Origin of the sequence: Clostridium carboxidivorans P7 (assembly GCF_001038625.1) — a bacterium.
GTDB lineage: Bacteria > Bacillota > Clostridia > Clostridiales > Clostridiaceae > Clostridium_AM > Clostridium_AM carboxidivorans.
This window is the reverse complement of record NZ_CP011803.1, coordinates 4,225,149-4,248,134: the sequence shown is the minus strand read 5'-3', so window position 1 is coordinate 4,248,134 and position 22,986 is coordinate 4,225,149. Positions and strand designations below refer to the sequence as shown.

The 22,986-nt window shown below is 29.3% G+C and carries 21 protein-coding genes, 1 tRNA gene and 1 other annotated feature (1 of these 23 cut by a window edge); of the genes, 13 read left to right on the top strand and 9 right to left on the bottom strand.

Annotated elements, in window-relative coordinates; translation table 11 throughout:
• Nucleotides 1-30 (top strand) — a binding site (T-box leader); it begins 208 nt to the left of the window's first position.
• A 52-nt stretch (nt 31-82) separates the two neighbouring features.
• Nucleotides 83-1,090: a tryptophan--tRNA ligase gene (trpS, locus tag Ccar_RS18930; RefSeq protein WP_007059320.1), complete on the top strand. Its 1,008-nt coding sequence runs from the start codon at nt 83-85 to the stop codon at nt 1,088-1,090.
• Between the two features lie 85 nt (nt 1,091-1,175).
• Nucleotides 1,176-2,738, top strand: coding sequence for a H(+)/Cl(-) exchange transporter ClcA (gene clcA, locus Ccar_RS18925; RefSeq protein WP_007059321.1), 1,563 nt, complete (start codon nt 1,176-1,178; stop codon nt 2,736-2,738).
• A gap of 70 nt (nt 2,739-2,808) precedes the next feature.
• On the opposite strand, the gene yidA is transcribed toward clcA, so the two are convergent.
• Nucleotides 2,809-3,624 carry a sugar-phosphatase gene (gene yidA, locus Ccar_RS18920; RefSeq protein WP_007059322.1) on the bottom strand — a complete coding sequence of 272 codons (816 nt, stop codon included), beginning with the start codon at nt 3,622-3,624 and terminating at the stop codon, nt 2,809-2,811.
• 269 nt (nt 3,625-3,893) lie between these two features.
• Between yidA and Ccar_RS18915 the strand changes: the two genes are divergently transcribed.
• The gene (locus Ccar_RS18915; RefSeq protein ID WP_007059323.1) at nt 3,894-5,486 is read left to right on the top strand and encodes a peptide chain release factor 3; all 1,593 of its coding nucleotides are present in this window, start codon (nt 3,894-3,896) and stop codon (nt 5,484-5,486) included.
• A gap of 74 nt (nt 5,487-5,560) precedes the next feature.
• On the opposite strand, the gene Ccar_RS18910 is transcribed toward Ccar_RS18915, so the two are convergent.
• Nucleotides 5,561-6,541: a phosphatase PAP2 family protein gene (locus Ccar_RS18910; protein ID WP_007064363.1), complete on the bottom strand. Its 981-nt coding sequence runs from the start codon at nt 6,539-6,541 to the stop codon at nt 5,561-5,563.
• Nucleotides 6,542-6,667: 126 nt separating this feature from the next.
• Nucleotides 6,668-6,823 (bottom strand): DUF5670 family protein, encoded by a 156-nt coding sequence (locus Ccar_RS27115; RefSeq protein WP_007061815.1) that lies wholly within the window; start codon nt 6,821-6,823, stop codon nt 6,668-6,670.
• A gap of 236 nt (nt 6,824-7,059) precedes the next feature.
• Here Ccar_RS27115 and Ccar_RS18905 point away from each other — a divergent pair, with 236 nt between their 5' ends.
• The gene (locus Ccar_RS18905; RefSeq protein WP_007061816.1) at nt 7,060-7,623 is read left to right on the top strand and encodes an ECF transporter S component; all 564 of its coding nucleotides are present in this window, start codon (nt 7,060-7,062) and stop codon (nt 7,621-7,623) included.
• A gap of 45 nt (nt 7,624-7,668) precedes the next feature.
• On the opposite strand, the gene Ccar_RS18900 is transcribed toward Ccar_RS18905, so the two are convergent.
• Entirely contained in the window at nt 7,669-7,833 is a 165-nt protein-coding gene (locus Ccar_RS18900) for a zinc-ribbon domain-containing protein (protein ID WP_007061817.1), read from the bottom strand.
• Nucleotides 7,834-8,249: 416 nt separating this feature from the next.
• Between Ccar_RS18900 and Ccar_RS18895 the strand changes: the two genes are divergently transcribed.
• From Ccar_RS18895 to tyrS, 3 genes are all read left to right on the top strand, one after another.
• A complete protein-coding gene (locus Ccar_RS18895) occupies nt 8,250-9,395 on the top strand; it encodes an AlbA family DNA-binding domain-containing protein (RefSeq protein WP_007061818.1) in 1,146 nt (381 codons plus the stop codon).
• A gap of 155 nt (nt 9,396-9,550) precedes the next feature.
• Nucleotides 9,551-9,958, top strand: coding sequence for a hypothetical protein (locus Ccar_RS18890; protein WP_007061819.1), 408 nt, complete (start codon nt 9,551-9,553; stop codon nt 9,956-9,958).
• A gap of 183 nt (nt 9,959-10,141) precedes the next feature.
• Nucleotides 10,142-11,362 carry a tyrosine--tRNA ligase gene (tyrS, locus tag Ccar_RS18885; RefSeq protein ID WP_007061820.1) on the top strand — a complete coding sequence of 407 codons (1,221 nt, stop codon included), beginning with the start codon at nt 10,142-10,144 and terminating at the stop codon, nt 11,360-11,362.
• Nucleotides 11,363-11,436: 74 nt separating this feature from the next.
• On the opposite strand, the gene Ccar_RS18880 is transcribed toward tyrS, so the two are convergent.
• From Ccar_RS18880 to Ccar_RS18860, 5 genes are read right to left on the bottom strand one after another with little or no spacing between them, the layout of a single operon-like run.
• Entirely contained in the window at nt 11,437-11,703 is a 267-nt protein-coding gene (locus Ccar_RS18880; protein WP_007061821.1) for a metal-sensing transcriptional repressor, read from the bottom strand.
• Nucleotides 11,704-11,744: 41 nt separating this feature from the next.
• Entirely contained in the window at nt 11,745-12,194 is a 450-nt protein-coding gene (rimI, locus tag Ccar_RS18875; RefSeq protein WP_007061822.1) for a ribosomal protein S18-alanine N-acetyltransferase, read from the bottom strand.
• Complete coding sequence (gene tsaB / locus Ccar_RS18870; protein WP_007061823.1) at nt 12,187-12,900, bottom strand: tRNA (adenosine(37)-N6)-threonylcarbamoyltransferase complex dimerization subunit type 1 TsaB; 714 nt, start codon at nt 12,898-12,900, stop codon at nt 12,187-12,189. The genes rimI and tsaB overlap by 8 nt, the downstream gene beginning before the upstream one ends.
• 3 nt (nt 12,901-12,903) lie before the next feature.
• Nucleotides 12,904-13,359 carry a tRNA (adenosine(37)-N6)-threonylcarbamoyltransferase complex ATPase subunit type 1 TsaE gene (gene tsaE / locus Ccar_RS18865; protein WP_007061824.1) on the bottom strand — a complete coding sequence of 152 codons (456 nt, stop codon included), beginning with the start codon at nt 13,357-13,359 and terminating at the stop codon, nt 12,904-12,906.
• 59 nt (nt 13,360-13,418) lie between these two features.
• Nucleotides 13,419-14,669: an HD-GYP domain-containing protein gene (locus tag Ccar_RS18860; RefSeq protein ID WP_007064364.1), complete on the bottom strand. Its 1,251-nt coding sequence runs from the start codon at nt 14,667-14,669 to the stop codon at nt 13,419-13,421.
• Between the two features lie 175 nt (nt 14,670-14,844).
• Between Ccar_RS18860 and Ccar_RS18855 the strand changes: the two genes are divergently transcribed.
• From Ccar_RS18855 to Ccar_RS18830, 6 genes are all read left to right on the top strand, one after another.
• Nucleotides 14,845-15,672, top strand: a complete 828-nt coding sequence (locus Ccar_RS18855; protein WP_007061827.1) for a class I SAM-dependent methyltransferase — start codon at nt 14,845-14,847, stop codon at nt 15,670-15,672.
• 134 nt (nt 15,673-15,806) lie between these two features.
• Nucleotides 15,807-16,739: a metal ABC transporter substrate-binding protein gene (locus tag Ccar_RS18850; protein ID WP_237737291.1), complete on the top strand. Its 933-nt coding sequence runs from the start codon at nt 15,807-15,809 to the stop codon at nt 16,737-16,739.
• Nucleotides 16,740-16,848: 109 nt separating this feature from the next.
• Nucleotides 16,849-16,923: transfer RNA gene (locus Ccar_RS18845), tRNA-Trp, on the top strand.
• Between the two features lie 1,346 nt (nt 16,924-18,269).
• Complete coding sequence (cooS, locus tag Ccar_RS18840; protein ID WP_007061829.1) at nt 18,270-20,162, top strand: anaerobic carbon-monoxide dehydrogenase catalytic subunit; 1,893 nt, start codon at nt 18,270-18,272, stop codon at nt 20,160-20,162.
• Nucleotides 20,163-20,403: 241 nt separating this feature from the next.
• Nucleotides 20,404-21,186 (top strand): ATP-binding protein, encoded by a 783-nt coding sequence (locus tag Ccar_RS18835; protein ID WP_048030343.1) that lies wholly within the window; start codon nt 20,404-20,406, stop codon nt 21,184-21,186.
• Between the two features lie 106 nt (nt 21,187-21,292).
• Entirely contained in the window at nt 21,293-22,969 is a 1,677-nt protein-coding gene (locus tag Ccar_RS18830; RefSeq protein WP_007061831.1) for a formate--tetrahydrofolate ligase, read from the top strand.
• Nucleotides 22,970-22,986 lie beyond the last annotated feature (17 nt).

Sequence of the window (22,986 nt, the reverse complement as noted above, 5' to 3'; positions counted from 1 at the left end):
TAGGTGGCACAGTGTTAACACGCCCTATGATTAATGAAAATCATAGGGCTTTTTTATATAAACATACTAGGAGGTAATCAAAATGGAAGAAAATAAAAAAGTAATATTTAGTGGAATTCAACCATCAGGAAATTTAACTATAGGAAATTATTTAGGAGCTTTAAAAAATTGGGTTAAACTCCAAGATGAATATGATTGCTACTTTTGTGTAGTTGATCTTCATGCTATAACTGTAAGACAGGAACCAAAAGATTTGAGAAGAAGAACACTAGAAGTGTTAGCAATATATTTAGCAGCAGGTATTGATCCTGAAAAAAATACTATATTTATACAGTCACATGTACCTACACACAGTGAAGCAAGCTGGTTATTGACTTGTTGTGCGACATACGTTGGCGAATTAGGAAGAATGACCCAATATAAAGACAAATCAAAGAAATATGGAGATTCAATAGGTGCAGGACTTTTAAACTATCCAGTATTAATGGCAGCAGATATATTATTATATAATGCAGATTTAGTTCCTGTAGGTAAGGATCAAACTCAGCACATTGAGCTTACAAGAGATATTGCACAAAGGTTTAATAATTTATATAGCCCAACCTTTAAATTACCAGAGGGATATATACCAAAGCTAGGTGCAAAAATAATGGATTTACAGGAACCTACTAAGAAGATGTCAAAATCCTCAGATAACCCTAATAGCTATATATTAATTATGGACCCACCAGAGGTTATAAGAAAAAAGATAAACAGATGTGTTACAGACAGTATAGGAGTAGTTAAATATACAGATGATCAACCAGGTATCAAAAATTTAATTACAATATTAAATGCTATTACAGGTATGAGTATTGAAGACATAGAAAAGAAATATGAAGGTCAGGGTTATGCTCAATTTAAAAATGATGTAGCAGAAGCTATAGTAAATGAATTAGAACCTATACAGAAAAAGGTGAAAGAATTTACAGAGGATAAGGAATATCTTCAAAGCATATATAAAAAAGGTGCAGAAAAAGCTTATTATGTTTCTAATAAAATGCTTAGAAAGATGCAGAAAAAAATTGGCTTTATTCCTGTATCTAAGTAGATAATAAGTGGTAAAATAATTTTATAACCTAAAAAAGATGCGTTTTAATATGCATCTTTTTAATTTCATGGTTGGGAGGTTGAAATTGACTAATATAAATAATACTAAAAATATTTTATATAAGTGGAATAATTTTAAATTAAAAATTATTTTAGAAGGAATAATAGTAGGATTTTTTTCAGGATTATTAATTGTAAGCTATAGATATGCATTGGAGAAAGCACTTAGTTTCGCCAAGTATATTTATGCATTACAATTAAAAAACATTTTCTTAATTCCAATTTGGGTAATAATTCTTGTTATAGGTGGATGGATTGTAGGAATAATTATGAAAAAGGAACCTATGGCCTCAGGAAGTGGTATACCACAAGTTGAAGGAATAGTGGCCGGGAAGCTTACTATGAATTGGTGGAAAGTAATACTGGCTAAATTTTTAGGAGGTGTTATCTGTATAGGTGCTGGACTATCTTTAGGAAGAGAAGGTCCTTCTGTTCAAATGGGAGCAGCTGTTGGACAAGGTGTTGGAAGAATTTTTAAAAGAATTAAAGTGGAAGAAAAATTTCTTATAACCAGTGGAGCTAGTGCAGGTCTTGCTGCAGCATTTAATGCGCCTTTAGCAGGTGTGATTTTCGCCTTAGAAGAAGTACATAAAAATTTTTCACCTATAGTTATGACAACAGCATTAGCAGCATCTATAACTTCAGATTTTGTTTGTAAAAACTTTTTTGGATTAAAACCAGTATTTGATTTTAAAAATTTAAGACCAATACCACTAAATAATTATTTCTATATAATCATATTGGGTATTGTTTTAGGAATATTCGGTGTAGCTTTTAATAAGTGTATATTTAAAAGTCAGGAACTATATGCTAAACAGAAATGGTTATCTCCAGAAGCAAGACCTATAATAGCATTTATCATATCAGGAGTAGTTGGATTGACTTTACCACAAGTTTTAGGAGGAGGACATGAGATAATAGGTTCTCTTGTAAATTATTCTTTTCCATTAAAGGTATTATTAATATTGCTAATAGTGAAATTTTTCTTTACTATGGTAAGTTTTGGATGTGGAGCACCAGGCGGAATATTCCTTCCCCTTTTAGTTATTGGTGGGTTAATAGGAATAAGCTATGGTGATTTGATAAAGGGTTTATTTGGATTTAACCAAAGCTATATAAATAATCTAATAATACTAGGTATGGCAGGCTACTTTGCTGCAACTGTTAAATCACCTATAACAGGATGCGTTTTAATTACTGAAATGACAGGGTCATTTTCCCATTTGCTTTCACTTAGTTTAGTATGTTTAACAGCATACGTTACTGCAGATATAATGAAATCAAAGCCAATATATGAGGTATTGCTTAAAAAATTTTTAAATAAAAATGTTAGTGAATTTCAATGTGAAGAGGGAAATAAAGAAATTATAGAAATAGCTGTTTGTATGGGATCAACGCTGGATGGTAAAAAGATAAAGGAAGTTAAATGGCCGGATCAATGTTTATTAGTATCAGTTAAAAGAGGCGCAGAAGAAATTATACCAAAAGGAAATACATCGATCTGTGTAGGAGATTATTTAGTCGTATTAGCAAACGAAAAAGACATTGATTATGTAAAAGAGCATTTGTGTCTATTAGCAGAGAAATGAAATAATTCATAAAAAAATATGATTTATATGGATATGTTTTCCTATCAATCATATTTTTGTTTTATTATATTTAGCACACTTTATCCTCTAATATAAACTTGTTTATTACATGGGCTACTCCATTTTCTTCATTAGTTTTTGTCACATAGTCTGCAATTTCCTTAATTTCAGGAAAAGCATTACCCATAGCTACTCCAAGACCAGCATATTTTATCATATGAATATCATTGCCAGCATCACCCATACATATTACTTCTTCTCTTTTTATGCCTAGATTTTTGGCCAATATGTCAACGCCAACACCTTTATTTGCAGAGTTATTTATAAATTCAAGGAAAAAAGGAGCACTTCTTACTACAGTATATTTGCTATAAACTTCATCAGGAAGCTGTTTAATAGCATTGTCCAATAAAGTTTCATCATCTATAAACATTACTTTTATTACAGTTGTATTTGGATTCACATCGTCAAAGTTTAATAATTCAATATCAAGTCCATTTATAGCAGCTTCATGCTCAGTATATTTATTGAGTTTAGGTGTTATGCAAGACGTAGGAGTAGATATATGAATATTAACATTTAACTTTTTGCTTAAACTGTATAGATATTTAACATCATCCATTGTCATTAAAGTTTTTGATAAAATTTTACCAGTTTTAGTATTTTGAATTACAGCACCATTAAAAGCAACAGCGTAGTCATTTTCAGTGATTAAATTCAATTGATTTAAATATTTTTCTATACCCTTTAAAGGTCTTCCAGTGGCTAAGACTACTTTAACTCCTCTTTCTTTAGCATTTTGAATAGCTTGAAAGTTTTCTTTAGATATAGTTTTATTTTCATTTAATAAAGTACCATCCATATCAAGAGCTAATAACTTGTACATTTCTAACCTCCAAAATTATAGTTTTATTAACATGATTATTATAACATTTGTATAGTTAAAAGAAATTCAGAGTAAACAGAATATTTAGCTGTGAAGAAAGGTTTATACAAAAATTAAACGTTTACCATATATAGCAACTTCATTTAGTAATTTTTAAATATTTTATATTGTATGTAGTTAATTAAATCTATAATAAGTTAAGTTGACATTGGTTCATAATAAAGTTAAAATCATTGTTGAAAGCAAAAAAATAAAGAGGAGAGAGAAGTGTGGCAGATTTAACAAAAGAGATCGAAAGAAGAAGAACCTTTGCCATAATATCCCACCCGGATGCCGGAAAAACAACACTTACTGAAAAATTATTGTTGTATGGAGGAGCAATCAGATTAGCAGGTTCGGTTAAAGCAAGAAAAGCTTCAAAACATGCAGTATCTGACTGGATGGAAATAGAAAAGCAAAGAGGTATTTCAGTTACATCTTCGGTTATGCAATTTAACTATGATGATTACTGTATAAATATATTGGATACACCAGGACATCAAGACTTCAGTGAAGATACATATAGAACATTAATGGCAGCAGACAGCGCGGTAATGGTAATTGACTCTGCAAAAGGAGTTGAGGAACAAACTAAAAAGTTATTTCATGTATGCAGCCTTAGAGGAATACCTATATTTACATTTGTAAATAAAATGGATAGAGAAAGCAAAGATCCTTTTGAACTAATGGAGGACATAGAACAAGTATTAGGAATTAAGTCTTATCCTATGAATTGGCCAATTGGATCAGGTGCAGATTTTAGGGGAGTTTATGACAGAAATAAAAAACTTATAGAGGTTTTTGGTGGAGGAAATCATGGTCAGACTCAGGTAGAGGCAATGGAAGGCAATGTAGATGACAATGTATTTAAAGATTTACTTGGAGATGCTCTTCATGAAAAACTAAAAGAGGATATAGAGCTATTGGACATTGCTGGTGATGAATTTGATTTAAACAAGGTGAGAGAAGGAAATCTAACACCTGTGTTTTTTGGAAGTGCTCTTACAAACTTTGGAGTAGAGCCATTTTTAAAAGAATTTTTACAGCTTACAACTGCACCATTATCCAGAGAATCTGATCAAGGGGAAGTGGATGTATTTGAGGAAAAATTTTCATCCTTTATATTTAAAATACAAGCCAATATGAACCCTGCTCATAGAGATAGAATTGCATTTATGAGAATATGTTCAGGAAAATTTAAAAAGGGAATGGAAGTTTTCCATGTTCAAGGAAAAAATAAGATAAAGCTAGCGCAGCCACAGCAATTTTTAGCGCAAGATAGAGAAATAGTAGAGGAAGCTTATGCTGGAGATATAATTGGAGTGTTTGATCCAGGTATTTTTAGAATAGGAGATACTCTATGTTCAAGTCCTAAAAAGTTTAAGTTTGAAGGAATACCAATATTTGCTCCAGAACATTTTGCAAGAGTAAAAACTATAGATACTATGAAGAGAAAGCAATTTATAAAGGGAATAACAGAAATTTCCCAAGAAGGTGCTATTCAAGTTTTTAAAGAATTGCATATAGGTATAGAGGAAATTATAGTAGGAGTAGTTGGTGTATTACAGTTTGAAGTTCTAGAATATAGAATGAAAAACGAATATAATGTAGATATTAAAATGGATATGCTTGCTTATAGAAATATAAGATGGATAGAAAGTTCAGAAGTAAACCCTGAAAAGCTTGTTCTAACTAGTGATACAAAGTTAGTAAAAGATTTGAAGGATAGAAACATACTTATATTCCAAAGTGAATGGGCTATAAATTGGGCTTTAGAGCACAATAAGGGACTCACTTTATCTGATATAGGTAAATCTGAATAATTAGTACAAATTATAAAAGGCTTAAACTTTAATTGTATTTTAACAATTAAAGTTTAAGCCTTTAAATTTTAGTATTATAATGAACGAAAATTGTAGTCAGTTAAGTATGTTGAACGAATAGTTTTATAATATATAGAAGTAAGAGGTGTTGATATTATTGCTTTACCTTTGTCTAATATAAAATCTACTAATTTGACATTGCAATATGCAAGAAGTAATCCACCTAAAACATCAATAACCCAATGTATTTCAAGGTACATTGTAGAGAATATTACGCTTAAACAAAAGAATCCCCACAAATACTTGAATAGTTTATTCTTTTCCCTTATAACTAGTAAAAACATAGCAAAGGCTATAGATGTATGCATGGATGGAAAACAATTAAGAGCAACACCTGCAGCCGCCTGAGGACTTAAATGTCTATTTAATCCATCAGGATGTCCAAGTACATACCAAACTTCTTGAAGATGGAAGGTTAAATAAAATGGAGTAATTAAAAATACTTGTAAAACATGTCCACCTAAAGCATATCTAATCATTTTCTTAAAATCTTTAGATATGGCAGCTCTGTAAAGAGGAAGTAAAACAGGTAGAACAAAACCATTATTATAAACCATTCTTAAAATCCAAGTAAGAGTTTCAGGCATGTATACTCTTGCAAAACCAGCATCATTAAAAGGTATTTTACTGAATATAGGGTTTAAATCAACAACAATATTTCTACTTATTTGCCAACTTAACATTTTTCCCCAGAATTCATATCCGTGAACATTTATGTAGGATATAAACATCAGAAAAGGTATGCATAGTATTAGGAATGGAATCCATTTAACATCTTTTCTCATATCAGAATATGCTGTAAAGCTGGCAAAAGCTAGTAGAAAAAGATACGTTTTATAATCTACGCCAGAATTAGAATGTAGTGCAACACCTACAGCTCTTTTTAAAAGGTACAAACCTATAAGTATAAAGTAATATCTATTTAACAAGTCAAGTGCTTTAGAAATCAGATTGCGTGCTGTCCCTGAAGTACTTTTAATATTGAAGTTTAACATAACTTTTTTTTACCCCCTTCTCACACAAAATAAATTATAACATGACTGTATTATTAAGTACATATCAAAATAAACAAAAAAGCTCTGATTCCAACAGTCTAATTTGGAACCAGAGTAAAAAAAATATCATATTCCCTTCTTTTTACCTAATAGAGCATCAATAACAAAGACTAAAGCGGTAAATAGTAAAAGAAGATTTATAAATCCTCCACCTATTTTAAAGATTAAGCCTATTATCCAGAATAATATAATAAAACCACCTAGCCAGCGTAAAAATATCATATATGTTACCTCCTGTAAAAAACAATTTAGTATTATAGAAAATAAAAAAAATTTCAAATAAACTTAGATTAATATACACAATAGTATTAGTGTTAGCATTATCATAAAAAATTATTATGGTAAATTTAGTTTGAATTTTCTGTAATTTTCAACGAGTGTACCCATACATTTTGCAATTAGGAAAAATGTTAATATAATGATTATAAATAATTTTTGAGTAAGGAGTGTAGTTAGAAATGGAAAATAAAAATCTGGCTAGTAGTCAACTAAAAATCAATGATATAGTTCAAATATCATTAATGGCAGCTATCACATATATTGCTACAGCTGTAATTAATATACCTAGTGGTGTAATTATTAAAGGAGTAGTTCATCTTGGTGATAGCATGGTATTTTTAGCTGCTATACTTTTAGGAAAGAAAAAAGGCTTTCTATCAGCAGCAATAGGAATGTGTATATTTGACTTATTTTCACCTTATGCTATATGGGCTCCTTTCACTTTTGTAATAAAAGGAGTTATGGCATATATAGCAGCTACAATAGCTTATAGAAAAGATTACGATGGTAATAACATTTTTAATAATGTATTTGCATTTATTTTAGGTGGAATATGGATGATAGGTGCATATTATTTAGCTGGAGCTATGATAATGCATTTTGTAACTAAAATAGCATTTGCACAAGCTTTTGTTTTATCAGCAGCTGAAATTCCTGGAAATATAGCTCAAGTTGTAGCGGGGATGGCTTTAGCACTACCTTTAGGAAAAGTATTAAAAAAGGCTAATGTTGTAAAGAAATAATAAAAAAGAGGTTTTAAAACCTCTTTTTTTTTAAATAGTTTTTAACTAGCTATTTCTCATTCTATTTTTTTCTGCTTTTCTTTTTCTTCTACAATCAGGACATCTTACAGGATCATTTTCAAATCCTTTTTCTTTGTAAAATTCTTGTTCTCCTTCAGTAAATACAAATTCGTTTCCGCAGTCTTTACATACGATAGTCTTATCTGCCATTAAAAAAACCTCCTTAAAATCATAGGACTAATTTTCTTGGATAACTTACCTCCTATGAAGAAAAGGAGAATAGAATACCTGGAAAAATTAACCTATTTATAAAAATGATAGAATTTATACTCTATACATGTATTATAGCATATTGTAAAAAAAAAACAATATTTAAATTTTATTTTTACCATTACTCTGCATTATCTTTGTCAGGCTATGTATAACTTGGTTTTTCGTTACCAGATGATGTTTTCATTTTAAGGTAAGATTTCGTTATAAAAATTGATTTATGTAGTAAAATGTATTGTAAATTTTTATTAATATAGCTAAACAATCATTATATAAGTGATGTATAATAAATCTATTAAAATATTTACTGAATTTTTGAATATAAATATTTATATAATGAATTTGAGGGTTTTAATATGGATAGAAAGAAATTTTTAAACTTGCTTAAAAAGTCAGAAGGTACTAAATTAGACTTCAAACAGTCTATAGAGATAGAAACTGATAGTGGTAGAAAAGAGTTAGCAAAGGATATATGTGCTATAGCTAATTCCAGAGGTGGAAGAGGTTATTTAATAATAGGAATAGAAGATAAGACTAAAAAAGTGTTAGGAATTGATGATGTTAATTTTAGTGAAGAAAAAATACAGCAAATTGTGAGTTCAAGAATTGAACCACCTATACCTGTATCATTGGAATTTATAGAGTACGAAGGTAAGAAAGTAGCCATTATAAATATATATGATGGACCTCAAAAGCCTTATCAAATTAAGGATAATGGAGCCTTTTATATAAGAAGGGGTTCTACCAATGATACTATGAGAAAACAAGAAATAATTTCATCACTTCAGGAAAACTTAAGTTTGAATATTGAATTATTTCCAATACCTCATAGTGATTTAAAGTGTATAGATACTGAAATAGTGGATAGATATTTTTTTTCCCAAGGAATAAAAGTAAATGATGAAAATAGAGTAGAACTTATGGAGAATGCATCTATTATACATATGGATAAGGATTCAGGAAAGCACATGGCCACCCTAGGAGGAATTCTAATTTTTTCTAAGAAAAATAATGTATATATATCACATAATATGATAAAAATAATTAATAGAGCTAGCAAAAATTTAGGTAAAACTATAATAATTCAAGGGGATCTCCTTTCTATGTTGGATGAAAGTGAAGAATTTTTACAGAAAATATTGCCTAAAACATATCCTATAGAGTCAATATATGAAGGAATAAGAAATGCTGTTTTGTATAGGGATTATACAATGTATTATAAAGAAATAGAAGTAATAGTGGATTTTAATAGTATTGTTATAACTAGTCCTGGAATATTAGTAAAGGAAACAAATAAAAATTCTATTAATTATATGAGAAGAAATATGTGGATATATGAAAAAATAATTGCATTAGACAAAAAAGGAAGGTTTATAAAAAATGGAACAGGTTTTAATAGAATGCAGAAAGCTTTTAAAAATAAGGGCAGAGTAAGTTTTATCAATGTTATTAAAGATGGTGAATTTAAAGTTATATATCCTGGTATAAAAAAGTTTAAATAGAATATATTAAAAAATAGATTTAATATATTCTATAAAAAGTTTAAGTATTTCAGAATTTTTTCAAAGTTATTCCAAATAACGTTGAAAAAATATTCTGAATATTATATAATTTACTTATAAGAGTGGCATAAAATATTAAAGAAGGGGTGGTAAACATGATTCATGTATTTTGCAACAAGAGAGGTTCAGGCAAAACGAAAGCATTAATTAATCTTGCCAATGAAAAGGTTTTAACAAATAAGGGACACATTGTGTATATCGATGATGATAGAAGACCACTACTAGAGTTGGATAGAAGAATAAGATTTATTGCTACTAACGAATTTTACTTAAAAAATCAGGAAAGTTTTTACGGTTTTTTGTGCGGCATACTTTCAGAAGATTATGATATTGATACAATTTTTATTGATGGATTGTTTAATATTGTAGAAGGAAATCTTCATGATGCAGCACATTTATTTTGTTTATTAGAGAAATTAATGGAGAATAGCAATGTTGACATTTATATTAATATAAATGGGGATAAGGAGATGCCAGATTTTATAAAAAAATATGTGGCTTAACTAGAATTTAAAATAGAAAATAAATTAATATTAAAATAAGAGACTGGATGTAAAATCCAGTCTTAAATTTTATCCTTAAAAAAGTAATAAGTATTAAAATGTTGATAAAAAAATATTTTAAATATATACTAGAAACTATAGAAAAAGGCAAATATAAGAATATATAGAAAGGTAGTGATTGAAGTGGCTAATGTTTATGATACCTTAATGGAACGTGGATACATAAAACAAGTTACTCATGAAGAAGAAGTAAGAGATTTATTAGGTAAGGAGAAAGTTACATTTTACATAGGATTTGATCCAACTGCAGATAGTCTTCATGTTGGCCATTTTTTACAAATGATGGTTATGGCTCACATGCAGAGAGCAGGACATAGACCTATAGCATTGCTTGGAGGGGGTACCGCTATGGTTGGTGATCCTTCAGGTAAGACAGATATGAGAAAAATGTTAACAAAGGAACAAATACAGCATAATGCTGAGTGTTTTAAAAATCAATTTTCAGTTCTTGTAGATTTTGATAATGATAAGGCTATAATGGCCAATAATGCTGATTGGTTATTAAATCTTAATTATGTAGATTTTTTGAGAGAAGTAGGAGTGCATTTTTCTGTAAATAGAATGCTTACAGCAGAATGTTTTAAACAAAGATTAGAGAAAGGATTGTCTTTCCTTGAATTTAACTATATGTTAATGCAAGGATATGACTTCCTTGAACTTAACAGAAGATATGGTTGTGTATTACAATTAGGTGGAGATGATCAATGGTCAAATATAATAGCAGGAGCAGATTTAATAAGAAGAAAAGAAAGTAAGCCTGCGTATGGAATGACTTTTGCACTTTTAACTAATAGTGAAGGCAAAAAAATGGGTAAAACAGAGAAGGGTGCATTATGGTTAAATAAAGAAAAAACTTCACCATATGAGTTTTATCAGTACTGGAGAAATGTAGCAGATTCAGATGTAGAAAAATGCTTAGCGCTTTTAACTTTCCTACCTATGGATGAAGTTAGAAGATTAGGTTTACTTCAAGATGCTGAAATAAATGAAGCTAAGAAAGTTCTTGCTTATGAAGTTACCAAGATTGTTCATGGTAAGGAAGAAGCAGAAAAAGCAAAAGCTGCAGCAGAAGCATTATTTGCTGGTGGAGCTAGTATGGAAAATGTCCCAACAGTAGAAATAACAGAAGATGAACTTGGATGTACTGTAATAGACTTAATTGTAAACACAAAAATACTTCCATCCAAAAGTGAAGCAAGAAGACTTGTACAGCAAGGTGGGCTAACAATAAATGATGAAAAGATAACAGATGCCAATATGGTAATAACAAAAGCCAACTTTAATGATAAGTCTATGCTTATTAGAAGAGGAAAGAAAAATTATAATAGAATAGTAATTAAATAAAAATAAAACAAAATACTGTTTTTAAAGTAAATGGCTTTAAAAACAGTGTTTTTTTATTTATGGAAAATAATATGTTAGTCTTTTAATAATTTGGAAAGCAAGTCTATTATTTCATCTACTTTTTTATCTCCAGTATTATTTAGAAAAGCATCTTTCACGCAATGATTAAGATGTTGTTTTAGGATTAATAAATTGGATTTCTTTAGAAGTGATTGAGCAGCAACTATTTGGTTAGATACATCAATGCAATATCTTCCTTCCTCAATCATTTTAATTATTCCTTCTATTTGTCCTTTTGAGGTTTTTAAACATTGTAGAGCTTTTTTCTTTTCTTCATTCACTTACTTTATAACTCCTCTCTATTTTGAGTTACATCACACATTTATACATTATGGTTCCACATTATTAAGGCATCTTCTTTATTGTCAGCATAATATCCTTTTCTTAAACCTTCTTCTACAAAGCCATACTTTTTATAAAGGTTTTGAGCTACTATGTTGGATTTTCTTACTTCTAAAGTCATGTTATGTGCAAATTCAATTTTACATAGTTCCATTAGTGCCTCTAGTAAAAGGTTTCCTGCACCTATACCTCTATATTCAGGATGAACTGCTATATTAGTTATATGTCCTTCATCAAGAATTAACCACATACCAGCATATCCTATTATAACATTCTCTTTTTTAGCAACTACATATCTTGCAAATTTATTATTTGAGATTTCATTTTCAAAAGAAGTTCTGCTCCAAGGTGTTGGAAAACTCAAAGCATCTATTGCAAGTACACTATCAATATGTTCCTGCTTTAAAGACAGTATTTCAATATTATTCACTTGCCAAAGACTCCATTTTTTTCTCATATTCTCTTTCAGCCTGAGACTTTCTAATATACAAAGGTGAAAATGTATATAAGTCATCTTTTATGCCTGAATTTAAAAGGTTTAAACCTATTTCGCCTAATGAAGAGGCTTTTACTACATTAAGGTGTGCAGGAGCAAAATTAATATTTTTTATATTGTTTGTTAGCTTTTCCTTAAATTTATAAATAGCATCTCCTATAAAACAAACTTTAAGGTTCTGTTCATTTATAGTACTAATTAAATCATCAATGGAAATAATCATGTAATCACTAACTCGTTGTAGTTTGCTATCAACAAAGTTGTATAATGCAGTGTAAACATTATTGCGCAATGCATCTATAATAGGACATATAGTTCCATCTGTATAAGCTAAATTATAAGCAAGTGCGTCTAATGAAGAAACACTTACAAAAGGTTTGCCGGTACCTTGGCTTAATCCTTTTATTGTTGAAGCACCTATTCTAAGACCTGTAAAGGAACCAGGACCTTTTGAAACTACAAATCCGTCTAAAGAATTTATATCAATTTTTAAATTTTTTAATAGCTTATCTATCATAGGCATCATTAAAATGGAATGCTGTTTTTTATAATTAAAGGTTATTTCACCAAGTAATCTATTGTCTTCTATTACTGCACAAGTAGCAGCTTCTGTAGCTGAATCTAAACTTAAAATTTTCATATTCTATTTTAACTCCTTTATATAATCGTATCTTTCTCCATAATATTCTATTGAAATTTTTCTGAAATCTATACCTTTTTCAGGTATTTTTTCAATTTTTACAGATATATGTTCTGTGGGGATTAATTCTTCTATGTAATTTGACCATTCTACGATACTAACAGCATCACTAAATATATATTCATCGAAGCCAATAGCTTCAATTTCATCAGGGTCATTAACTCTATAAACATCAAAATGATATAACTTTAAACGCCCTTCATATTCATTAACAATAGTAAAAGTTGGGCTAGTTATAGGGTCGGTTATTCCAAGGGCTTTTGCTATGCCTTTAGTAAAATGGGTTTTACCAGTTCCCATTTCTCCATTAAGACATATTATATCGCCAGGTTTTAACATGTTTCCCAATTTGTTTCCTAGATTTATAGTTGACTCTACATTATCTACAATAAAATTCATTAAAATTCACCTCATAAAATATTTTAACCAAAACAGTGCGAAAAGAAAAGCGACGCTGCTTATTTAGGAATATTAGCACACGTTAATGCTTCCTTAAGATATTGTAGTGCTTTTCCACAAATAAAATTTTCATTAACCATATTATTCATTATGAAGAAAGCTTTTTCTTTATCAAATCCCTTCCTGTAAGGTCTGTCTTCTGTCAGAGCTTGATAAATATCACAAACACCTATAATACGACATTCTTCTGATAATTGTTCGCCAACTAGTGATCTAGGGTAACCATTTCCATTAAGTTTTTCGTGATGGTTAGAAGCCCAATCACTTATATCACTTATATCAACAATTCTATCCAATATTACCTTTGTATAATACACATGTGATTTAATAATAGCAAATTCTTCTGCAGATAATGAAGTATTTTTATCAAGTATACTTGATGGAATGGCAAGCTTCCCTATATCATGAAGTAAACCTGAAATTTTCATCTTTATACACTTATCTTCAGGGTATCCGATGAATTTTGAAACTGTATAAGCAAGTTCTGAAATTCCTCTGGAATGAGTTGCAGTAAATTTACTTTTATTATCTATTATATTTGAAAATATGTACGCGATATCTTGAAATTGTTCTAAATTTAAACATTCATCTATATTTGGAGATACAGTATTTAATATAAATTCCATAAATGATATGTTTTCTATATTGAACCAAAAAAAGTCCTTAGATGAAACTTGTAAGAAGGCATCTACTAAATTCTTAGAAAAAATTATATTCTCATTTTTTTTGATCCATGATATAATACTATTTCTTTGTTTAAAAGCTGGTATAGTTTCATTATATAAAATCTCTATTAAATCACAGATTCTTATAATTTGACTTTCTATTTGAATACTATTTCCGCTTAACCCCATAGCACCACTGCCATCAAAGTTTTCATGATGATTTAATATTATGCTAGAAATATTGTTAAAAATAGGAAAAGATTTAGTTATTTCTGCACCAATTTCGCAATGCTTTTTTATAAAGGAATTTGATGAATGACTTTTTGTTAAATAGTTAGCAGCACCAATATCATGTAAAAGAGAAGCAATATATAATTGCTTTTTTTGCTCCTCATTTAGTTTTATAAAATTTGCTATTTCTAAAGCCAAATATGTAGTTCTAATAGAATGGTGCTTAAATTTATGACTTGTATAATCAACGTTTGAAACATTTTCTATAACTGGTGAATCATATTCTGAACTAATTTGAGATAAATCTAGAGCTATGGACATAGCTCTTATTACCCTATCCATGCTTATTTTCATATAGAACCTCACTAAATAATAATAATAATCTTATTTAATTTTAACATAGATATTTTATATAAAACATATTAAATATGTTTTATATAAAGGAAAATTTATTACAAATATAGAATCATTCAATAACAGTAACAAATATTTTAGGTTATCATAAAAAAATGTATGGAGTTGGTTTAACATGGATAGTTTAGTATTTGAGAAAATGTGGAATGAATGTGAACGAAAAAACCTATCAATATCGAAAAAGTTTTGGGATCTAAGAGCTGAGGAGTTTAATAAAATTATAAATAATAATGATAAAGAAGAAAATATGGAGTTAGTAAAATTTCTTACTTCAAAACATATTCTTAATAAGGATTCTTCTATATTAGATGTTGGCTGTGGTGTTGGTAAGCATTCTTTACAATTTTCTAAGTATGCAAAGAATATTATTGGCATTGACATATCCTCTAAAATGATTGAATATGCCATACAAAATATGAAGGATATGAGTATTGATAATATTGAATATAAGGTTGAAACATGGCAAAGTTTGAACTTGGATGACTATAATTGGAGAAAAAAGTTTGATCTTGTATTTGCATCTATGACTCCAGCAATAAATAGTAAAGATACTTTATTAAAAATGATTGAAGCATCAAAAAGATATTGTTTTATGAGTGGATTTGTATATAGAAATGATAATATTAAAAATCAACTTAGGGAAAAAATATTAGGAAAAGATAAAAGCTATAATAAGAAATTTGAAAATAATATCTATTATGCTTTTAACATTCTGTGGAACATGGGTATACATGCGGAAATTCAATATAAAAGTGTTCAGTGGAATAAAGAATGGGATTTAAGTAAAGCAATAGAGGTGTATACATTACAGTTTGAAGATTTAGGAATTGAAAATTCTAAAGATATTATAAAGAGCTATTTAGAGAGCATAAGTGATAATGGAAAGATCAAGGATAGTGTTAATGCAAAGGTTGCATGGATGCTTTGGAAAAAAGATGAGTGAAGTAAAAAAATATAATTATTTGCATTGTTAAAAAGCATTATGTAAAATAGAAATGTATTTCTAATTTTATAGAGTTATTTTAAGATTCATGTGGAGGGTATTCAATAATATTTCTTCATATGCTTAATTATGAGGTGAATAATTTGAAAAACGCAATATTATTATTTTTATGTATGATATTATTAAGCGGTTGCAGCTATAAAATGCAAAATGAATCAGTGAAATCAGATAGCAATGAAGTTAAAATGGAAACAAGAAAAGATATAGAGTTAAACATTGTTACTACAGATAAATTATTGTGCAATATGGTTAAAAGTATATCTAAAAATATGCATTCTGTGGACTATATTTTTAAAAGTAGAATAGATGAAGAAAATTTTCAATTTACTTCAGATAGTTTAAACAATATAGCTAAAAAGGATTTATTTATTTATATGGGAGCAGGATTTGAGCCTTGGATTGATGATTTTATAGATAAATTAAATAAAAGTAAAGTTGGAGTAATAAATGTTTCTAGAGGTGTAAAACTTTTATCATATAACAAAGAAGTAAAATATAAAAATACTACCTTGAAAGATAATGGTTACTACTTAATGAATATTGATAATTATAAGATAGCTTTGCTAAATATCAAAAATTCAATACAAGATAAGGATCCTAAGAATAGAGATTTGTACCAAAAAAATTTTTCGGAAGCAGTAAAAAATATCGAAATACATGAAAAAGATTTAAAAACTGTTGTAAGTAAATTAACAGATTGTAATTTTGTATTTGCAGAAGATGAAATGAATTATTTTATAAAATATAATGGTTTTAAGTCAATATATACAGTAAAAGATTCTAATGGAAAATGGGATCTAGAAGCCAAAGTTAAGGATTTAAAAAACCTTGTATTTTTGTATAATGACCCAGCTGTTTTGCAAGAAAATGCAGATATAATAAAAAAGTATAATATTAAAACTGTAAATATAAAAATATATAATGGTGAAATTAATTATGAGGATATTCTAAAGTATAATATAGAAACTTTAAAAAAATTCTATGAAAGTGAAGCTGCAAAAAAGTAATATTAATCATTCAACTTAGTTAAAATTTTAGTTTCATAACATATAATAAACTAATAATTAAAAAAAGCTTGCAATTTAAAATAGTATGCTGTATAATAGACAATGTCTTAGGGGTATGGCTCAACGGTAGAGTAGTGGTCTCCAAAACCATTGGTTGTGGGTTCAAATCCTACTGCCCCTGCCAAAGCGTTAAAATAAGTAGATTTGCAAAAAATGCAAATCTACTTATTTTTTTATGTATAAATTTATGAAGAAATCAATTTAAACTGAATACTTTGAAGTTTGAAAATTATTTCATTAATTATACACTGTGTGAAAATTATGAAAAAAAAATAATCAGTATGTAAGATGATTTTAAAAAGAATATATGATATCCTATTTTTACAAAATAATTTATAATTTTGAATTTTGCTGTATCTAGAAATTTATAAAAAACAATTTATATATAGTAAGAATTAAGGCAAAACATTATTAACGCCCATCTCTAAAGGATAAAATTATAGCTCTTGTGCAAATTTTATCCTTTTTACAAAAATAAATTTTTATTTAGTAATGCTAAAACATTATAGAAAAGTAGAATAATTATTATTTAATGTACATTATTTTATTTTTATTGTGTAGAAAGTAAGTTTTTATTTTATTATAAAAATTTATTTTAAATAAATAAAAATTTTTTTATTATAATTTCCATGTAAATAATGGGAATACCATATAAAATTTGTATGAAAAATATTATTTTTTATGTTATCGACATTTTAAAAAATATGTTTTTCTTGTAGAAACGAAATATTCATGTCGAAATGGGTCGAACATATATTAATGGTAAAAAGCTTGGAATAAGTTGAAAAGTAGAATCTATATAAACTATTTTTCAGAAATTTTTAAAATGTTTAAGTTTAAATAAATGATAATTAAAAAATTAACAATCTTGTGTATGAAAAATAGAATTTTATAATGATAAATCAAATAATATGTTTTTATGCCATAATATTGGGATGTTTCAAAAATAGATAATTATAGTTAATATATGTAAACTTAAATTTTGGAAATTTTAATGGAAAAATAATAAAAAATATTTTGCATTTTACATATGGGTTGTGATATTATAATGATTAGAAAGACATTTACGAAGTCGTTCAAATATTTTCTTAAAAATCTTTAAAAAGTGTATGTATTTTCCACTTTTAATTCTATTAAGTATTTTTACAAATGCTAAAAATCATGTTTAATCTCATTCAATAATTTACCAAATTGGATTTTGAAAAATTTAAAAAATAGAGAAATGAAGGTTAAATTTGCTTAGTAATTATTGCAATATTGAGATTTTTATGAAAATAGATGTTTAATTTTTAACGTTTTTAGGGTACATAAGTATAATTTCTTTATTAAATTAAATGAAAAAGATTATAATTGTAATTTTTATATACAATTATTTTCTAAATAAAAAAACAATAGGGTTTTAGGTAATTAAGAGGAATTAACTCCGATATTATTTAAAGGGGTAATTCAGCAAGGAGGGAATTTATTAAAATGGATGAAAAAGTACTTTCAATTGACAAGACTACACTTGAAATGTTGGACAAGGCTAAAAAAGATGGTGTGGAAACAGCTTGGGACAGAAGAGATGCTTTAAAAACACCTTGTGGATTTGGTTCAGCAGGTGTTTGCTGTAGAAACTGTAATTTAGGACCTTGTAGAGTAAGCCCAGTTCCAGGAAAAGGTGTACAAAGAGGTATTTGTGGTGCTGACGCAGGTGTTATCGTTTCCAGAAATTTTGCTAGAATGGTTGCAGGTGGAGCAGCTGCTCACTCAGATCATGGTAGAAGTATAGCTCTTGAACTATATCATACATCTCCAAATGGTGATATAAAGGTTAAAGATGAAAAGAAATTGATGAAAGTAGCAGAAAGATTTAACGTTCCAACAGAAGGTAGAGATATATACGATATAGCTCATGATGTTGCACAAGCAGGATTAAATGATTTCGGTAGACAAATGGGAGAAGTTAATTTTCCACCAACCCTACCTAAAAAGAGAAAAGAAATTTGGGACAATTTAGGAATAACTCCTAGAGGATTTGATAGAGAAGTAGTTTCAATCATGCATTCAACACATATAGGCTGTATGGCAGATGCTGAACCTATGATCAAAATGGCTTTGAGATGTGGATTAGCAGATGGTTGGATGGGATCATATATGGCTACAGAGTTTAGTGATATAATGTTTGGAACTCCTCATTCAATAGGTACTGAAGCAAATTTAGGAGTTTTAGGAGACAATTCAGTAAATATTGTTTTACATGGCCATGAACCAGTACTTTCAGAAATGATTGTACAAGCAGCTGAAGAACCAGAAATGATAGCTTTAGCTAAAGAACAGGGAGCAGATGGAATAAATCTTTGTGGTATGTGCTGTACTGCAAATGAAGCTACTATGAGACGTGGTATTAAATTAGCAGGAAACTTTATGCAGCAAGAATTAGCAGTAGTAACAGGTGCTGTTGAAGCTTTAGTAGTTGATGTACAATGTATATTCCCAGCACTCGCAAAATTATCTGAATCATATCATACTAAATTCATAACAACTTCACCAAAAGCTAATATTAAGGGATCAACTCGTATGGAAATGGATGAAGAACATCCACTTCAAACAGCTAGGGAAATTGTAAAAGCAGCAATAATGAACTTTAAAAATAGAGATAAGAGCAAGGTTATGATACCAGAACTTAAATCAGAAGCAGTAGTTGGATATAGTACAGAAGAAATATTAAATAAATTAGATGGAGTTGTAAACTCTCAAATAGGACCAATGCAGACTACAAAACCTTTAGGAGATGTTATAGTTGCAGGTGTTTTAAGAGGAGCAGCAGCTGTAGTTGGATGTAATAATCCAAAGGTTCAACATGACTTTGGTCACATAGAAACTATAAAAGGCTTAATCAAAAATGATATTATTGTTGTTGTTACAGGTTGTGCAGCTCAAGCAGCAGCTAAAGCAGGATTACTTAAGAAGGAAGCAAGAGAACTTGCAGGTCCAGGACTTAAAAAGGTATGCGAATTAGTAGATATACCACCAGTACTTCATATGGGTTCTTGTGTCGATATAAGCCGTATTTTAGAGTTAGTAGGCTCTGTAGCTAATCGCTTAGGTGTAGATTTTAGTGATTTACCAGTAGCTGGTGTAGCTCCAGAATGGATGTCAGAGAAAGCAGTTTCAATAGGATGTTATGTAGTAGCTTCTGGTATTGATACTTGGCTTGGAGTTGTTCCTCCAGTAACAGGTAGTCCAGAAGTTGTGGATATCTTAACTAATAAAATGGAAGATTGGGTAGGAGCTAAATTCTTTATCCAACCAGATCCACATAAGGCAGTAGATGAAATAGTAGCTAGAATCAATGAAAAACGTAAAAAATTAGGAATATAAAGTAGTATAATTAAAATAGTATAAAAGTAGTGTAATATTAATTGCTTTGTTAAATAAGCAAATGTTATGCCAAACTACCAATACAAGGTACTATCTTAAATAATAATTTCTAGAATCAAAATGATACAAAAAACTTTCTCGAAATGATAAAAAGTGCATACTAATTATCATTTCGAGAAAGAATTTACTTGAAACTCATTATAAGGACTTTAAATAACTAGTGAGAAGGGGGAACTATAATATGAAAATGAAAATGGCTATAACGGGAAAAGGTGGCGTAGGTAAAAGTACTTTTTCTGCCATAATAAGTAGAATATATGCAGAGGAAGGATATAAGGTATTGGCTGTAGATGCAGATCCAGATCCTAATTTAGCTTTAGCATTAGGGTTCCCACAAGAAATAATTAATGAAATAGTACCAATATCAGAAATGAAAAAATTAGTGGCAGAGAGAACCAATTCCACACCAGGTGCTTTTGGAAAAATGTTTAAAATAAATCCAAAGGTTGATGATATACCTGAAAGATATTGTAAAGAATACAATGGTGTCAGAGTGTTAACGATGGGAACAGTTGATACTGGTGGAACTGGTTGTATCTGTCCAGAAAATGTACTTCTAAAGAAGCTTACTTCTCATTTGATACTTCAAAATAAAGATATAGTAATTATGGATATGGAAGCAGGTATTGAACATTTAGGAAGAGGAACAGCTCAAGGCGTAGATGTGTTTGTTGTAGTAGTAGAACCAGGAATTAGAAGTATTCAAACATACCATCATGTAAAAAAATTAGCAAAAGATATAGGCATAGACAAGGTTTTTGTAGTTGCAAATAAAATTAAAAATGAAGAAGATGAAAGATATGTACTTGAAAATGTAGGTGAAGATGCTTGTCTTGGATTTATGCACTATCGTGAAAATGTAGGAACTTCTGACAGGGTTAATCAATCTCCATACGATTCCAGTAAGGAAACCGTAGAAGAGGTAAAAAAAATAAAAGAAAAGTTAGAAGGTCAGTTAGTTTAAAACATGTGATTTTTTAATAAGTTTGACCAGTCTCCATATAATTCCATAGGGGGAATTATAGAAGAGGTTAAAAATAAAAGAAAAATTAGAGATGGGGGTATTTTAAATGGATTTTAAATCAGACATCGAAATAGCACAAGAGTGTAAAATGGAGGACATTAGAAAAATAGCTGAAAAAGCAGGCATACCTGAAGATGACATCGAGCTTTATGGAAAGTACAAAGCAAAAGTAAATTATAACCTTTTAAAAACAACTCCTAGTAAGAATGGTAAATTAATACTATGTACAGCAATTAACCCAACACCAGCAGGAGAAGGAAAAACTACTACGTCAATAGGTGTAGCTGACGCTTTATCAAAATTAGGCAAAAATACAATAGTTGCATTAAGAGAACCATCATTAGGACCAGTATTTGGAGTTAAAGGTGGAGCAGCAGGTGGTGGATATGCACAAGTTGTTCCAATGGAAGACATTAACTTACATTTCACTGGAGATTTCCATGCAATAGGAGCAGCTAACAATTTATTAGCTGCAATGGTAGACAACCATATATATCAAGGAAATTCTTTAGATATTGATCCAAGAAGAATTGTTTGGAGAAGATGTGTTGACATGAACGACAGACAATTAAGATTTATAACAGATGGTTTAGGCGGAAAAGCTAATGGAATGCCAAGAGAAGATGGTTTTGATATAACTGTTGCTTCAGAAATAATGGCTATATTCTGCTTAGCTAGTAACATAACTGATTTAAAAGAAAGACTTGCTAGAATAGTTGTAGCATATACAAGAGCTGGAGAACCTGTAACAGCTGGACAAATAAAAGCACAAGGACCAATGGCTGCATTACTTAAAGATGCATTAAAACCAAATCTAGTTCAAACTCTTGAAGGAACACCAGCATTTGTTCATGGTGGACCATTTGCTAACATAGCTCATGGATGTAACTCAGTAATAGCTACAAGAATGGCTACTCATTTTGCTGATTACGTAGTTACAGAGGCAGGTTTCGGTGCTGACCTTGGAGCAGAAAAATTCTTAGATATTAAGTGTAGAATGGCTGGATTAAAACCAGATGCAGTTGTAATAGTTGCTACAGTAAGAGCATTAAAATACAACGGCGGAGTTCCAAAGGCTGATTTAAATAATGAAAACTTAGAAGCTCTTGAAAAAGGACTTCCAAACTTATTAAAACATGTTGAAAATATAACTAAGGTATATAAATTACCAGCAGTAGTTGCAATAAATGAATTCCCAACTGATACACAAGCTGAGTTAAAGCTAGTTGAAAATAAGTGTAAGGAACTTGGCGTAAATGTTAAGTTATCACAAGTTTGGGCAAAAGGCGGAGAAGGCGGCATAGAAGTTGCTAAAGAAGTAATGAGATTAATAGATGAAGGAAAGAATGATTTCCAATTTGCATATGATGAAAAATTATCAATTAAAGAAAAAATAGCAGCTATATCTAAGAAGATTTATGGTGCTGATGATGCAGTATTTACACCACAAGCTGAAAAAGAAATAGCAGAGTTAGAAAAGAATGGTTTTGGACAAACACCAGTATGTATAGCAAAAACTCAGTATTCTTTAACTGATGATCAGACTAAACTTGGTAGACCAACAGGATTTAATATTACAGTAAGACAAGTAACAATTTCAGCAGGTGCAGGTTTTGTTGTTGCTGTAACTGGATCAATAATGAAAATGCCAGGACTTCCTAAGGTTCCAGCAGCTGAAAGAATTGATGTTGATGAAAATGGAGTAATAAGCGGATTATTCTAATTTCAGAGGAGGAAATT

Coding starts and splice junctions, on each gene's coding strand:
- trpS (WP_007059320.1), top strand. CDS start 83: ATGGAAGAAAATAAAAAAGTAATATTTAGTGGAATTCAACCATCAGGA.
- Ccar_RS18890 (WP_007061819.1), top strand. CDS start 9,551: ATGATTCATGTATTTTGCAACAAGAGAGGTTCAGGCAAAACGAAAGCA.
- Ccar_RS18900 (WP_007061817.1), bottom strand. CDS start 7,833: ATGGCAGATAAGACTATCGTATGTAAAGACTGCGGAAACGAATTTGTA.
- Ccar_RS18830 (WP_007061831.1), top strand. CDS start 21,293: ATGGATTTTAAATCAGACATCGAAATAGCACAAGAGTGTAAAATGGAG.
- Ccar_RS18895 (WP_007061818.1), top strand. CDS start 8,250: ATGGATAGAAAGAAATTTTTAAACTTGCTTAAAAAGTCAGAAGGTACT.
- Ccar_RS18835 (WP_048030343.1), top strand. CDS start 20,404: ATGAAAATGAAAATGGCTATAACGGGAAAAGGTGGCGTAGGTAAAAGT.
- Ccar_RS18860 (WP_007064364.1), bottom strand. CDS start 14,669: ATGAAAATAAGCATGGATAGGGTAATAAGAGCTATGTCCATAGCTCTA.
- Ccar_RS18855 (WP_007061827.1), top strand. CDS start 14,845: ATGGATAGTTTAGTATTTGAGAAAATGTGGAATGAATGTGAACGAAAA.
- tsaB (WP_007061823.1), bottom strand. CDS start 12,900: ATGAAAATTTTAAGTTTAGATTCAGCTACAGAAGCTGCTACTTGTGCA.
- tsaE (WP_007061824.1), bottom strand. CDS start 13,359: ATGAATTTTATTGTAGATAATGTAGAGTCAACTATAAATCTAGGAAAC.
- Ccar_RS18910 (WP_007064363.1), bottom strand. CDS start 6,541: ATGTTAAACTTCAATATTAAAAGTACTTCAGGGACAGCACGCAATCTG.
- cooS (WP_007061829.1), top strand. CDS start 18,270: ATGGATGAAAAAGTACTTTCAATTGACAAGACTACACTTGAAATGTTG.
- Ccar_RS18905 (WP_007061816.1), top strand. CDS start 7,060: ATGGAAAATAAAAATCTGGCTAGTAGTCAACTAAAAATCAATGATATA.
- Ccar_RS27115 (WP_007061815.1), bottom strand. CDS start 6,823: ATGATATTTTTACGCTGGCTAGGTGGTTTTATTATATTATTCTGGATA.
- yidA (WP_007059322.1), bottom strand. CDS start 3,624: ATGTACAAGTTATTAGCTCTTGATATGGATGGTACTTTATTAAATGAA.